This is a genomic window from Pseudomonas sp. RIT-PI-a, from assembly GCF_001187875.1.
GTDB lineage: Bacteria > Pseudomonadota > Gammaproteobacteria > Pseudomonadales > Pseudomonadaceae > Aquipseudomonas > Aquipseudomonas coleopterorum.
Genome location: NZ_LGIR01000033.1, coordinates 96,252 through 110,103 on the forward strand (window position 1 = coordinate 96,252; position 13,852 = coordinate 110,103).

Consider the following 13,852-nt stretch of genomic DNA (forward strand, 5'->3'; position numbering starts at 1 on the left):
CTCAGCTGCATTTCAACGAAATGGTGGGTGATGACGGGATCGAACCGCCGACCCTCTGCTTGTAAGGCAGATGCTCTCCCGGCTGAGCTAATCACCCTTTGCTTCGCTGAGGCCGCGAAATTTACGCAGGTACCGAACCTAAGTCAATACCCTGTATGAAGTTTTTTTGAAAAAGGTGTCAAACCCCAGAGCTTGTGAAACCTTGCGGGCCTCTTCGCGGGCAGAGCCCGCCCCCACAGTAACCCAGCTCAACTGAGAACTCTGTGGGAGCGGGGCGGGCGGCGAGCCCTCTGCCCGCGAAGAGGCTCTCAGCGCTTACAGCGCAGCCAGCCCGCGCGCGAGATCGGCCTGCAGGTCGCCCACGTCTTCCAGGCCTACTGCCACCCGGATCAGGCTGTCACGAATCCCTGCCGCTTCGCGCTCGGCTGGCGACAGGCGCCCGTGCGAGGTGGTGGCCGGGTGGGTGATGGTGGTCTTGCTGTCACCCAGGTTGGCGGTGATCGAGATCAGACGCGTGGCATCGATGAAACGCCAGGCGCCCTCCTTGCCTCCCTTGACCTCGAAACTGACCACTGCACCGAAACCCTTGGTCTGACGCTTGGCCAGCTCGTGCTGCGGATGGCTCGCCAGACCCGAGTAATGCACCTTCTCGATCCCGTCCTGCGCTTCCAGCCACTCGGCCAGCGCCTGGGCACTGGCGCAATGGGCACGCATGCGCAGGCTGAGCGTTTCCAGACCCTTGAGGAAGATCCAGGCGTTGAAAGGGCTCAGGGTCGAACCGGCGGTGCGCAGGTAACCGAGCACCTCGTTCATCTCCTTGCTGCGCCCACACACCGCGCCGCCCATGCAACGGCCCTGGCCGTCGATGAACTTGGTCGCCGAGTGCACGACGATGTCGGCACCCAGAACCAGCGGCTGCTGCAAGGCCGGCGTGCTGAAGCAGTTGTCGACCACCAGCATCGCACCACCGGCCCTGGCCACTGCGCTCAGGGCGGTGATGTCGACCAGCTCGGCCAATGGATTGGACGGTGACTCGACGAACAGCAATTTGGTATTGGCCTTGATGGCCCGCTCCCAGCCGCCGACGTCAGCCAGTGGCACGTAGTCCACCTCGATACCGAAGCGCTTGAAGTACTTCTCGAACAGGCTGATGGTCGAGCCGAACACGCTCTGCGAAACCAGCACATGGTCGCCCGCGCTGCACAGGCTCATGACCACCGCAGTGATCGCCGCCATGCCGGTAGCGAAACCGACGGCCTGCTCGGCGCCTTCCAGGGCGGCCAGGCGCTCTTCGAAGGAGCGCACGGTGGGGTTGGTGTAACGCGAGTAGACGTTACCCGGCACTTCGCCGGCAAAACGCGCCGCGGCATCGGCCGCGGTACGGAAAACGTAGCTGGAAGTGAAGAACAGCGGATCGCTGTGTTCGCCTTCCGGCGTGCGGTGCTGGCCGGCGCGAACGGCCAGGGTGTCGAAGGACACCCCTTCCAGATCGCTATCCAGTCGCCCGGCATCCCATTCCTGTGTCATGCCGTTGCTCCCAATCAGTTGTTGTAGAGGTCTATGATCGCGCTGACCGCCTGAGACTTGCTCTTGTTGGAGTCATTGCGCGCCTGTTCGATCTTGCTCAGGTAGAACTCGTCGATATCGCCGGTGACGTACTTGCCGTCGAACACCGCGCAGTCGAAGTTCTCGATCTTGACCTTGCCGCCACCGACCGCGTCGATCAGGTCGGGCAGGTCCTGGTAGATCAGCCAGTCGGCACCGATCAGATCGGCCACTTCCTGGGTACTGCGGTTGTGCGCGATCAACTCATGCGCACTCGGCATGTCGATGCCGTAGACGTTCGGGTAGCGCACGGCTGGAGCAGCCGAGCAGAAATAGACGTTCTTGGCGCCCGCTTCGCGCGCCATCTGGATGATCTGCTTGCAGGTGGTGCCGCGTACGATCGAATCGTCCACCAGCATCACGTTCTTGCCGCGGAATTCCAGCTCGATGGCATTGAGCTTCTGGCGTACCGATTTCTTGCGCGCGGCCTGGCCAGGCATGATGAAGGTACGGCCGATGTAGCGGTTCTTGACGAAGCCTTCGCGAAACTTCACGCCCAAATGGTTGGCCAGTTCCAGGGCTGCGGTGCGGCTGGTGTCCGGGATCGGGATGACCACGTCGATGTCGTGCTCGGGACGCTCGCGCAGGATCTTGTCGGCCAGCTTCTCGCCCATGCGCAGGCGCGCCTTGTACACCGAGATGCCATCGATGATGGAGTCCGGACGTGCCAGGTAGACGTGTTCGAAGATGCACGGCGCGTATTGCGGATTGGGTGCGCACTGGCGAGTGTGCAGCTTGCCGTCTTCTGTGATGTACACCGCTTCGCCCGGTGCGAGGTCGCGGATCAGGGTAAAGCCGAGCACGTCCAGGGACACGCTTTCGGAAGCGATCATGTACTCCACGCCTTCGTCGGTGTGCCGCTGGCCGAACACGATCGGACGGATCGCATGCGGGTCGCGGAAACCGACGATACCGTAGCCGGTGATCATGGCCACCACTGCGTAACCGCCGGTGCAGCGCTTGTGCACGTCGGTGACGGCCGCAAACACGTCTTCCTCGGTAGGCTGCAGCTTACCGCGCACCGCCAGTTCATGGGCGAAGACGTTGAGCAGCACTTCGGAGTCGGAGTTGGTGTTGACGTGACGCAGGTCCGATTCGTAGATCTCCTTGGCCAGCTGCTCGACGTTGGTCAGGTTGCCGTTGTGCGCCAGGGTGATGCCGTAGGGCGAGTTGACGTAGAACGGCTGGGCCTCGGCCGAGGTCGAGCTGCCTGCCGTGGGATAGCGCACATGGCCAATACCCATGTGCCCGACCAGCCGCTGCATATGGCGCTGCTGGAAAACGTCCCGTACCAGCCCGTTGTCCTTGCGCAGGAACAACTTGCCATCGCTACTGGTAACGATACCGGCAGCATCCTGGCCGCGGTGTTGGAGGACCGTTAGCGCGTCATACAGCGCTTGATTGACGTTCGACTTACCGACGATACCGACGATGCCACACATGCGACGCAACCCCTACTTAATGAATCTGAACTGAGCACCACTCACTGCGCTTTCGCGGCAGGCAAGAGGTGTTCCTTGAACGGAATGTCAGCCGGTGCGCTGATTCCGCTGGCGAGCCACTGACTGGACATCCCCAGGATGAGGTTTTTCGACCAATCAGCAACCAAAAGAAATTGCGGCAGCAGGCGTGATTCCTGCCACCAGGCATCCTGTTGAACCGGCCCCAGGCTCAGCAGTCCGGCGGCCACCACCACCAGCAAGCCACCGCGCGCGGCGCCGAAGACCATGCCCAGAAAGCGGTCGGTGCCCGACAGTCCGGTGACGCGAATGAGTTCGCCGATCAGGTAGTTGACCATGGCGCCAACCAGCAAGGTGGCCACGAACAGCACGGCACAGCCTGCGATGACACGTGCCGATGGCGTCTGGATGTAATTTTCGAAGTAACCGGCGAGCGAACCGCCGAACAGCCAGGCCACGCCACCTGCGACTATCCACGTGACCAGCGACAGGGCTTCCTTGACGAAGCCGCGTGTCAAGCTGATCAGTGCGGAGATGGCGATGATCGCAATGATCGCCCAGTCGACCCAGGTAAATGCCACGGTGCGGCCTGCATACGGATAAGGCGGCGCATTTTAGCAGAGCGCGGGCGCGGTAGTAAGCGGCGATTGTCGCCTGCACCGCAGCGCGCCCCTTCGCGACGGCTGACCGCTCCCATAGCTTCCCGTAGGAGCGGTCAGCAGCCGCGAGGAAAGCGACACGATCCCACAGCGAACCAAGTCCTCAGCCGCGCTCAGGCTCGAAGCGCACCACGAAACCCTGCAGCTTCTGCTGGCGATTGATCACGTCACGCAACCGTTCGGCCTCGGCGCGTTCGACCAATGGCCCGACGAATACCCGGTTCTTGCCATCGGCCGAGCGCACGTAGGCGTTGTAGCCCTGGGTACGCAAGCTCTTCTGCAGAGCGTCGGCGCCGGCACGGTTGGACAGACTGGCCAACTGCACCGACCAGCTGACCGGCAACCCGTTGGGGTCGATCTTGCTGGCGGTGTCCGGCTTGGCAGCCGGTGCCACCTTGGCGGCTGCAATCGGTGCCGAGGGCTGCACCGATTCCACTGGCTTCTTCGCAGCTGCGGCAGGCGCTGTGGGCACCGGCTGGATGGGCTGGCTCGGCGCGCTCGCCTGCACCGGGGCCTGCTGAGGCACTGGCTCGGACTCGATGATCTGCGGCTCGGGCACGGCAACCGGCTCGACCTGTACCTGTGGCGCGGCCGGCGCCTGGGGTGCTGCCGGGGCCTGCACCTGAACCTGGCGCACGGTGTCGTCCTGCCGCGAAAACAGCATCGGCAGGAAAATCACCGCCAGCGCGATCAGCACCAACGCGCCGATCATGCGCTGCTTGAACACCTTACTGGGCAATGCCATCCACGTTCTCCCGTTCTACGTTGCCATACATCCATTTCAAGGCCTGGGCGACACAGTGGAACGAGCCGAACACCAGAATCTCGTCACCCTCGCCCGCTGCTTCGCACTGCGCTTCGAGCGCATCGGCGAGGCTGCCATGAGACGTCGTGGTGGCGCCAAGGTTCAGGAGTGCAGCATTCAACTCGGCGGCTGGCCGGGTGCGAGGCGTTTTCAGCGGTGCCACCGCCCACTCGGCGATGACAGGAGCCAATGGCTCGACCACACCGGCCAGATCCTTGTCGGCAAGCAGGCCGAACACGGCCAGACGCCGGCCCGTCAGAGGCTGGCGCGCCAGACGCTCGGCCAGGAAGCGCGCAGCGTGCGGGTTGTGACCCACGTCCAGGAGAATATCGAGCGTCTTGCCTGCCACGTTCACCCGGTGGCGATCCAGGCGACCGGCCACTCGGGTATGGGCCAGTGCCCACCCGATGCGCGCGGCGTCGCGCGGCAGATCCAGGGCGACGTAGACCTGCAGGGCCAGCGCCGCGTTCTCCAGTGGCAGGCTGGGCAGCGGCAACGACAGCAGCTCGACCGGGTAGCCTTCGACGTCCACGCCTCGCCACGACCAGTGATCGTCATGCTCGGTGAAATCGTAGTCGCGGCCACGCAGATAGAGCGGACAGCCCAAGGTGGCCACCTGATCGAGCAATGGCTGTGGAGGATCGATATCGCCGCACAAGGCCGGCACGCCGGCACGCAGGATACCGGCCTTCTCGAAGGCCACCGACTCGCGGGTATCGCCCAGGTATTCGGCATGATCCAGACCGATGCTGGTGATCACGGCGAGGTCGGCATCCACCAGGTTGACGGCGTCGAGCCGACCACCCAGGCCGACTTCCAGAACCACGGCGTCGAGCTCGGCACGCTGGAACAACCAGAACGCGGCCAAGGTGCCCATCTCGAAATAGGTCAGGGTGGTCGCACCACGCGCCGCTTCAACGGCCGTGAACGCTTCGCACAACTGGGCGTCGGTGGCCTGCTGGCCATCGATCACGACCCGCTCGTTGTAGCGCAACAGATGCGGCGAGGCATAGACCCCGACCTTCAGCTCGCGGTCCTGCATCAGTGCAGCGATGTAGGCGCAGGTCGAACCCTTGCCGTTGGTGCCGGTGACCGTCACCACACGTTCGGCCGGCCTGCCCAGGCCCAGGCGTTGCGCGACTTCGCGGCAACGGTCCAGGCCCATATCAATGGCCGCCGGATGCAACTGCTCCAGGTAGGCGAGCCACTGGCTCAGGCTACGCTCGGTCATACGTTGGCAGGCGCCGGTGGCACCACGATGGGCTCGATCGGAGCGGCCACGTAGGTGGGCGTCGGCAGGCCCATGAACTGGGCCAGCAGGCTGCCCAGGCGCGGACGCAGCTCCTGGCGCGAAATGATCATGTCGATGGCGCCATGTTCGATGAGGAACTCGCTGCGCTGGAAGCCTTCGGGCAGCTTCTCGCGCACGGTCTGTTCGATCACGCGCGGGCCGGCGAAACCGATCAGCGCCTTGGGCTCGGCAACGATTACATCACCCAGCATGGCCAGGCTGGCGGAAACGCCACCGTAGACCGGGTCGGTCAGCACCGAAATGAACGGAATGCCCTCCTCGCGCAGGCGCGCCAGGACCGCCGAGGTCTTGGCCATCTGCATCAGCGAGATCAGCGCTTCCTGCATGCGCGCACCACCGGAGGCGGCGAAGCAGATCATCGGGCAGCGATTTTCCAGGGCATAGTTGGCAGCGCGCACGAAGCGCTCGCCAACAATGGCGCCCATTGAGCCACCCATGAAGGAAAATTCGAATGCGCTGGCCACCACCGGCATGCCCAACAGGGTGCCGCTCATGGAGATCAGCGCATCCTTTTCACCGGTCTGCTTCTGCGCGGCGGTCAGGCGATCCTTGTACTTCTTGCCGTCGCGGAATTTCAGGCGATCGACCGGCTCCAGATCGGCGCCCAGCTCGGCACGGCCCTCTTCGTCGAGGAAAATGTTCAGGCGCGCACGTGCACCGATACGCATGTGGTGGTTGCACTTGGGGCAGACGTCGAGGGTCTTCTCCAGCTCCGGACGGTACAGCACTGCTTCGCAGGACGGGCATTTGTGCCACAGGCCTTCGGGCACCGAGCTTTTCTTCACTTCCGATCGCATGATCGAAGGGATCAGCTTGTCTACCAACCAGTTGCTCATGCTTTATTTCTCCAGTACCGGGGACTGCTGGCCTGGCCAGGTCCCGCGCATGCTCTTGAGCGTGTTCAGATATGAAACGAATGCGTGGGCGAGCGTGGCGCAGGCTTGATACCTGCGTGCCGCGCGTTTCGCGAAACGTATGGACGGTGCCGGGCAGCGCGCCGTCACATGCCGCTCCCACGCACTGCCTTGATGAAAGCGTCGATCTTGCCGTGGTCCTTGATACCCTTGCTCGACTCGACCCCGCCGCTGACATCCACCGCCCAGGGTTTGACCTGAGTGATGGCCTGGGCGACGTTGCCCGCATGAAGTCCGCCGGCCAGCACGATTGGCTTGTCCAGGTGCTCGGGCACCAGCGACCAGTCGAAGGCTTCGCCAGTACCGCCGGGCACGCCGGCCACGAAGGTGTCGAGCAGAATGCCGCTGGCGTTGCGATAGGCGCGGCAAGCTGCCTGCAGATCGTCGCCGGGGCGCACGCGCAGGGCCTTGATGTACGGACGGTGGTAACCCTCGCACTCGGCCGGCGTTTCGTCGCCATGGAACTGCAGCAGATCCAGCGGCACGGCATCGAGGATTTCGCCCAACTCGCAGCGGCTGGCGTTGACGAACAGGCCCGTGGTGGTCACGAACGGCGGCAGCGCGGCGATGATCGCGCGGGCTTGCTGGACGTTCACCGCCCGCGGACTTTTGGCATAGAACACCAACCCGATCGCATCGGCACCGGCGTGCGCAGCGGCCAAAGCATCCTCTATGCGGGTAATACCGCAGATTTTGCTGCGAACGGCTGACATGTCGGCGAGTACCTCGACTTGGCTAGGGAACGGCGGATGTTAGCAAATGCTGTCGGTAACGTCAGCCAGTGTGTCGAACCCGGTCAGGAAGTGCGGGCCAATGTAGCGTTCGGGCAAGGGAAACTCGTCACGGTACTCGACCTGCACCAGGTACAGCCCGAACGGATGGGCAGTGACACCGCCAGTCCTGCGCACCCGGCTCTGCAACACTTCCGCGGCCCACTCGATGGGCCGCTCGCCGGTGCCGATGGTCATCAGCACGCCGGCGATGTTGCGCACCATGTGGTGCAGGAAGGCATTGGCGCGCACGTCGATGACGATCATCTTGCCGTGCTGGGTGACCCGCAGGTGATGCAGCTGCTTGATCGGCGACTTGGCCTGGCACTGACCGGCGCGGAAGGCGCTGAAATCATGGGTACCGACCAGTGCCTGCGCGGCGGCGGCCATGCGGGTGACGTCCAGCGGGCGGTGATTCCAGGTGATTTCCTCGCCCAGGTGCGCGGGCCGGATCTGGTCGTTGTAGATGACGTAGCGGTAGCGTCGGGCGATGGCCTTGAAGCGCGCGTGGAAATTGGGCGGCATGACCTTGGCCCAGGTGACGCTGACGTCGTGGGGCAAGTTGATGTTGGCGCCCATCACCCAGGCTTTCATGCTGCGTTCGGCCTGGGTGTCGAAGTGCACCACCTGGCCGCAGGCGTGAACCCCGGCGTCGGTGCGGCCGGCGCACATCAGCGAGACAGGCGAGGCTGCGACCTTGCCCAGAGCGTCTTCGAGGGTTTCCTGGACGGTGCGCACGCCCGACGCCTGGCGCTGCCAGCCGCGATAGCGCGAACCTTTGTACTCCACGCCCAGCGCGATACGGTAAAAGCCGTCGGCCGCCGATTCGGCGGCCGAGTTGTCGATGTTTTGCACGAAGTTGCAGCCTGTTGGTTAAGCGATGGCGGCGATTATACCGGATCCTGAAATTGCGGCGCCTGGCCCGCCGCCTTCGCGGGCAGAGCCCGCTCCCACAGGGGGCCGGCGACGGCACCCCCGGATTATCGGCTGATACGCCCCAGCATTTCGCGTGCCTCGCCCTGCTGCCCGGCGCTGCCTTCCTTGAGCACTTCACCCAGGATGTCGCGCGCGCCGTCGTTGTCGCCCATTTCGATGTAGGCACGGGCCAGGTCCAGCTTGGTGCCGGCCTCGTCGCCACCGTCGAGGTAGTCGAAATCATCTTCGCCTTCGATCGGCGGGAGGTCTTCGGGTTTGGGTGGCGTGGCGAACGGTTCGGCCATAGGTGTGCGCGCAAAGCCGTCGGAGAGTTTTTCCAGCTCCGCGTTGATCTCGGTCAGGCGCGACTCCGGCGTTTGCGGCTCTTGAGCATCTTCGGCCAGAGACAGGTCGAAATCTTCCGGCAACGTGGTGTCGTTGTCGTCGGCCGGGCTCGCGGCTGCCGCTTTCTGTTCGGCCAGCAGGGTGTCGAAATCGATGTTGCTGTCCGTGGTGGGCGCGGTGTCCTGAGTGTCGTCCAGGTTCAGATCGAAATCGGTGTCGAAGGTACCGTCCAGCGAATCGGCCGCGCCAGGCTCGTCCTGCAGCAGCTGCTTGACATACTCCGCATCCATTTGCGCAGCAACCGCCGCCGCACCGGCAGCTGCCGCAGCGGCGCCGAGCATGGCCGGGAAGCGGGTCTTCAAGCGCTCGACATCGGCGTGGTTCTGGCCCGTGGCAATCAGCTGTCGCTCCTGACTGACGAAACCATCGCGGTCACCTTGCAAGCCGTAGACTTCCATCAGCTTCAAGCGCAGGTCGCTGCGCTTGGGTTCACGTTCGGTCGCAGCTTCCAGCAGTTCGGCGGCGTGATTGAGACGGCCCCGCGCAATGCTCTGTTCCACTTCCGCGAACAGACCTTCATCGGTGTCGATGCTGGGGCGCAGTGGTGGCGTGGGCAGTACGGTCTGCTCAGGCGCCGCAGCGAACGTGGAAGGCGCGGCGCTGGCTCGGGCGCCGGCTACCGAGGCGGCGACCATGGCCGGGGTCAGGTGCACGGTCGCGGCCGGGCGCTCCAGCCCTTCGAAGCTGTTGGGCGGCAGGTCGAGGTCCGGGCCGTGCTCCGGCTCTTCGGCCAGGGCACGGGCCATGCGCATGTGCTTTTCGGCTTCCTGCTGCGCCTTGCGGCGGCGGGCCAGCAACAGCAGCAGCAATAGCAGCGCGGCCAGGGCGCTGGCACCGACCACCATCAGCAGGGTGGAATTGTCGGCGGGCTGGTCGGAGGCGGCGTCGTCGGCCGGATCGTTGACGGCGTCCAGCGGCTCACCCTGAGGCGCTACCGGCGTACTGGCGGCAGCGTCCGGGTTGACCTGTTCGGTGGCACCCGGCACGGTCGGTGCCGGAACCAGCTCGGCGTTGGTTGTCGCAGTGGGGTCACCGGTGGCAGGCGCGCTGCCATCGGCTGTGGGCGCCAGCGCCTCGGCCGGGACCAGGGCTTCGGCAGGCACCGGCACATCGGCGCCCGCCGCCTGCATCTTGGCCGGTTGGGCGTTTTTGAGCTGGATCAGCTTCTGCAACTTGTCGAGCTGGCTCTGCAGGTCGGCGTTGCGGCTGCGCAGCTCTTCGTTGTCACGCCGGGTGGCATCCAGCGCTTCCTGGGTCACGGCAAGCTTCTGGTCCAATGCCTTGGCATCGCCTGCCGGACCGTTGGCCTCGCTGGCACCCGACACCAGGCTGAGGTTGTCCTGCGGTGGCGCAGCAGCCGGGGCTGGCGTGCCATTGCCGCGCCGCGTGGCGTCGACCTGCTGGGCACGCGGGCCCAGCCGACGGCCTTCGCGCCACGCAGCATTCTGTCGCGCGACTTCGGCCACTGCCGGCCCAGGCGCAGTGGCCGATGTCTGCTGCACGTCAGGCATGCGCAGGACCTGCCCGGTCTTGAGACGGTTGATGTTACCGTCCAGGAACGCGTCGGGGTTGAGCGCCTGAATGGCCAGCATGGCCTGCTGGACCGAACCGCCCTGGCGATTGCGCGCGGCGATCTCCCACAGCGTATCGCGCGAACCGGTTGTGTAGGACGCCTGGTTGACGGTGGCCGCCGGCGCACTCACGGCGGGTCGAGGAGCGTTCTGCGCGGCTTGCGCGGCCTGAGGTGCAAACTGCGCCGGATCGAGCAGCATGCTGTAGTCGCGCAGCAGACGACCGCTGGGGAAGTTGACCTGAACCAGGAACTTCACCAGCGGCGCGGACAAGGGTTGGGTCGAGGTCACACGGATGACGCTGCGGCCATTGGCGTTGATCACCGGCGTGAAGCGCAGGCTGTCCAGAAACGCCTGGCGCTCGACGCCCGCCTTGCTGAACTCCTCGGCCGGAGCCAACACAGGCTGGACCTCGGCGGCGCTCAGGCCGCGCACGTCGAGCAGTTCTATCTCGGCCAGCAGAGGCTGGTTCACCGCGGACCTGAGGGTCAATTCCCCCAGCTCCAGGGCGTTGGCGATACCGGAGGACAACGCCGAAGCGGCAGCCATTGCTAACACCAGTTTGCGAACTTGAACCATGGCCTAATCCTTGTTTGAACATTCCTCGGCAAGCGAGAAGAAGCTTGCACTGTCGCACGAACGACTGTTACACGCGATCAGCTGGGCAAAGCGTGCCAACTCTCTGCAAATTGTCGGCAAGTATCTTTTAGCCATGACCTTTAATCAACAACTCGGCCACTTGTACCGCATTCAGGGCTGCACCCTTGCGCACGTTGTCCACCGTGGCCCACAGGCTCAGCGCCTGAGGATCATCGATGCCGGTACGCACACGGCCCACGTACACCACGTCCTGGCCCACCGCATCGCCCACCGCTGTAGGGTAGTCGTCTTCCACCGTTTCGATACCCGGCGCTGTCGCCAGGACCTGGTTGACGGCGGCAAGGTCGAGCGCGGTGCCGCTCTGCACGGCGATGCTGTAGCTGTCGCCGAAGAACACCGGGGCCTGCACGCAGGTCACCGAAATCTTCAAGGTCGGCATGCCGAGCAGCTCACGCAGTTCGCTCACCAGACGGCGTTCCAGCGGCACATGGCCCTGCGCGTCGGGCGTGCCAACCTGCGCCAGCAGGTTGAAGGCCATCTGGCGGTCGAAGAAGCGCGGCTCCAGCGGCCGTACATTGAGCAGTTCGGCAGTCTGCCGGGCCAGTTCGCTGACCGCTTCGCGACCAAGGGCCGACACGGCCAGGCACGCCGTGACGTGGACCTGCTGGAGATCCAGCACAGCGCGCAGGGGCGCCAGGATCACGGCCAGGGCAATGGCGGCGGCGCTGGGGCTGGCCACCTGCACGGGCACCGGTAGATCGGCAAGTATGGCGGCGTTGGCTTCCGGCACCACATTGGGCGCCTCGTTCACCGGCAGGCCGCCCGAAAGATCGATGATCGTGCAACCGGCCGCCGTCGCACGCGGGGCGAAGCTGCGGGTCACTGCGGGACCGGCCGCGAAAAACACCCATTTGACCAGACTGAAATCGAACTGATCGACTTCACGCACACGCACGTTCTTGCCGCGATACGCGACCGACGCGCCAGCCGATTCGCTGCTGGCCAGCAGATGCAATGCCCCGACCGGAAAGTCCCGTTCTTCCAGCAGCTGCACAAGCGTTTCGCCGACCGTACCGGTGGCGCCGATCACGGCGATGTCGAAAGTCTGGGGCATGGGCAGGGTCCTCGAAGTATGAACAGGCCGCGCACTCTATCGGTTATCGACCGTTTTGTCCGCGTCGCATCCCGTAGCAGCGGTCATCGGCGCGAAACAGACGCCGTGGCTCGCCTGAACGAGCGCAGCGCACTCTTCGCGGCCACGGACCGCTCCTACGAACATGCGCACGCCAGAAGTAGGAGCGGTCATCGGCCGTGAACGGTGCGATGCGATCGCTCAGTCCTTTTTGTCTCTTTTGAACGCCGCTTCGAGTGCGTCGTTGATCGTGCGCAGCACCTTGACCCGTGCCCAACGCTTGTCATTGGCCTCCACCAGCGTCCAGGGTGCCACTTCGCTGCTGGTGCGGTCGACCATGTCGCCCACGGCATCGCGATAGGCGCCCCATTTCTCACGGTTGCGCCAATCGTCTTCGGTGATCTTGAAACGCTTGAAGGGGATCTGCTCGCGCTCCTTGAAGCGCTCGAGCTGGGTCTGCTCGTCGATGGCCAGCCAGAATTTGACGAGCACCACGCCCGCCTCGGTGAGTTGTTCTTCGAAGTCGTTGATTTCGCTGTAGGCACGCATCCAATCAGACGCACTGCAAAAACCCTCGACCCGTTCCACCAGCACGCGGCCATACCAGGAGCGATCGAACACGGTGAATTTGCCGCGCGCCGGCAGCTGGCGCCAGAACCGCCACAGGTAGGGCTGGGCCAGTTCGTCCTGAGTGGGCGCGGCGATGGGCACGATGTGGTACTGGCGCGGGTCCAGCGCAGCGGCGACGCGTTTGATCGCACCGCCCTTGCCGGCCGCATCGTTGCCTTCGAACACGGCCACCAAGGCATGACGGCGCATGCGCTTGTCGCGCATCAGCCCGGCCAGACGCGCCTGCTCGGCGATCAGTTGGCGTTCGTAATCGTCTTTTTCCAGCCGCTTGCTCAGGTGCAGGCTGCCGATCAGGCTGCGTTTGTCGATGCTCTCGCCCAAAGTGGCCACAGCCTGAGCCTTAGGCTCGACGGGCGTCTTCAGCGCCGCCTGCAAACCTTCGAGAATGATCTGTCCCACCGCCAGGCTGCGGTAGTGGGCATCGGCACCTTCGATCACATGCCACGGCGCATAGTCGCGGTCGGTCCTGCGGACCACGCGTTCGCCGAAGCGTACGAAGCGGTCGTAGGTCTTGGACTGTTGCCAGTCCAGCGGGCTGATTCGCCAGCTGTGCAATGGATCGTCACGCAGCGACTTGAGCCGCGCCTTCATCTGCTGTTTGGACAGATGGAACCAGAATTTGAAGATCAGCGCGCCTTCGTCGTAGAGCATCCGCTCCAGCCGCTGCGCACCGTTGATGGCCTGTTCCAGACGGCCGTCCTTGATATCGCCATGGACGCGATCCTGGATCATCTGGCTGTACCAGTTGCCGAAGAACACGCCCATGCGGCCTTTGGCCGGCAGCTGACGCCAGTAGCGCCAGGCCGGTGGGTGGGCGAGTTCTTCGTCGGTCTTGTCGTCGAAGGTCCGCACCTCGATCAGGCGCGGGTCCATCCATTCGTTGAGCAACTTGACCGTCTCGCCCTTGCCGGCCCCTTCGACCCCATTGATCAGCACGATCACCGGAAAGCGCGCCTGCTCCTTGAGCTCGTACTGGGCCTCGAGCAGCGCTTCGCGCAGGGCTGGCAAGCGCGCTTCATAGGTGTCCTTGTCGATGGCATGACCAATTTCGGCAGATTCGAACATGGGGCAGGC

General features: G+C 64.4%; 11 protein-coding genes and 1 tRNA gene. All 12 read right to left on the bottom strand.

Annotated elements, in window-relative coordinates:
* Positions 1–21: 21 nt before the first annotated feature.
* Positions 22–97 (bottom strand) — tRNA-Val (locus AC788_RS19370).
* Between the two features lie 218 nt (positions 98–315).
* The gene (locus AC788_RS19375; RefSeq protein ID WP_049862172.1) at positions 316–1,527 is read right to left on the bottom strand and encodes an O-succinylhomoserine sulfhydrylase; all 1,212 of its coding nucleotides are present in this window, start codon (positions 1,525–1,527) and stop codon (positions 316–318) included.
* 14 nt (positions 1,528–1,541) lie between these two features.
* Positions 1,542–3,047: an amidophosphoribosyltransferase gene (gene purF, locus AC788_RS19380; protein WP_049862173.1), complete on the bottom strand. Its 1,506-nt coding sequence runs from the start codon at positions 3,045–3,047 to the stop codon at positions 1,542–1,544.
* A gap of 41 nt (positions 3,048–3,088) precedes the next feature.
* A complete protein-coding gene (locus AC788_RS19385) occupies positions 3,089–3,646 on the bottom strand; it encodes a CvpA family protein (protein ID WP_049862174.1) in 558 nt (185 codons plus the stop codon).
* A 181-nt stretch (positions 3,647–3,827) separates the two neighbouring features.
* Positions 3,828–4,469 carry an SPOR domain-containing protein gene (locus AC788_RS19390; protein ID WP_049862175.1) on the bottom strand — a complete coding sequence of 214 codons (642 nt, stop codon included), beginning with the start codon at positions 4,467–4,469 and terminating at the stop codon, positions 3,828–3,830.
* Complete coding sequence (gene folC, locus AC788_RS19395; protein ID WP_049862176.1) at positions 4,453–5,760, bottom strand: bifunctional tetrahydrofolate synthase/dihydrofolate synthase; 1,308 nt, start codon at positions 5,758–5,760, stop codon at positions 4,453–4,455. The genes AC788_RS19390 and folC overlap by 17 nt, the downstream gene beginning before the upstream one ends.
* On the bottom strand, positions 5,757–6,677 hold the full coding sequence (gene accD / locus AC788_RS19400; protein ID WP_049862177.1) for an acetyl-CoA carboxylase, carboxyltransferase subunit beta: 921 nt from the start codon (positions 6,675–6,677) through the stop codon (positions 5,757–5,759). Before accD ends, folC begins: the two co-directional genes overlap by 4 nt.
* 164 nt (positions 6,678–6,841) lie before the next feature.
* On the bottom strand, positions 6,842–7,468 hold the full coding sequence (locus tag AC788_RS19405) for a phosphoribosylanthranilate isomerase (protein ID WP_049862178.1): 627 nt from the start codon (positions 7,466–7,468) through the stop codon (positions 6,842–6,844).
* A 39-nt stretch (positions 7,469–7,507) separates the two neighbouring features.
* Positions 7,508–8,380 (bottom strand): tRNA pseudouridine(38-40) synthase TruA, encoded by an 873-nt coding sequence (gene truA, locus AC788_RS19410; RefSeq protein ID WP_049862179.1) that lies wholly within the window; start codon positions 8,378–8,380, stop codon positions 7,508–7,510.
* Positions 8,381–8,505: 125 nt separating this feature from the next.
* Positions 8,506–10,995 carry a FimV/HubP family polar landmark protein gene (locus AC788_RS19415; RefSeq protein ID WP_049862180.1) on the bottom strand — a complete coding sequence of 830 codons (2,490 nt, stop codon included), beginning with the start codon at positions 10,993–10,995 and terminating at the stop codon, positions 8,506–8,508.
* A 127-nt stretch (positions 10,996–11,122) separates the two neighbouring features.
* Entirely contained in the window at positions 11,123–12,130 is a 1,008-nt protein-coding gene (locus tag AC788_RS19420) for an aspartate-semialdehyde dehydrogenase (protein ID WP_049862181.1), read from the bottom strand.
* Between the two features lie 219 nt (positions 12,131–12,349).
* Positions 12,350–13,843: a polyphosphate:AMP phosphotransferase gene (pap, locus tag AC788_RS19425; protein WP_049862182.1), complete on the bottom strand. Its 1,494-nt coding sequence runs from the start codon at positions 13,841–13,843 to the stop codon at positions 12,350–12,352.
* Between the last annotated feature and the right edge of the window lie 9 nt (positions 13,844–13,852).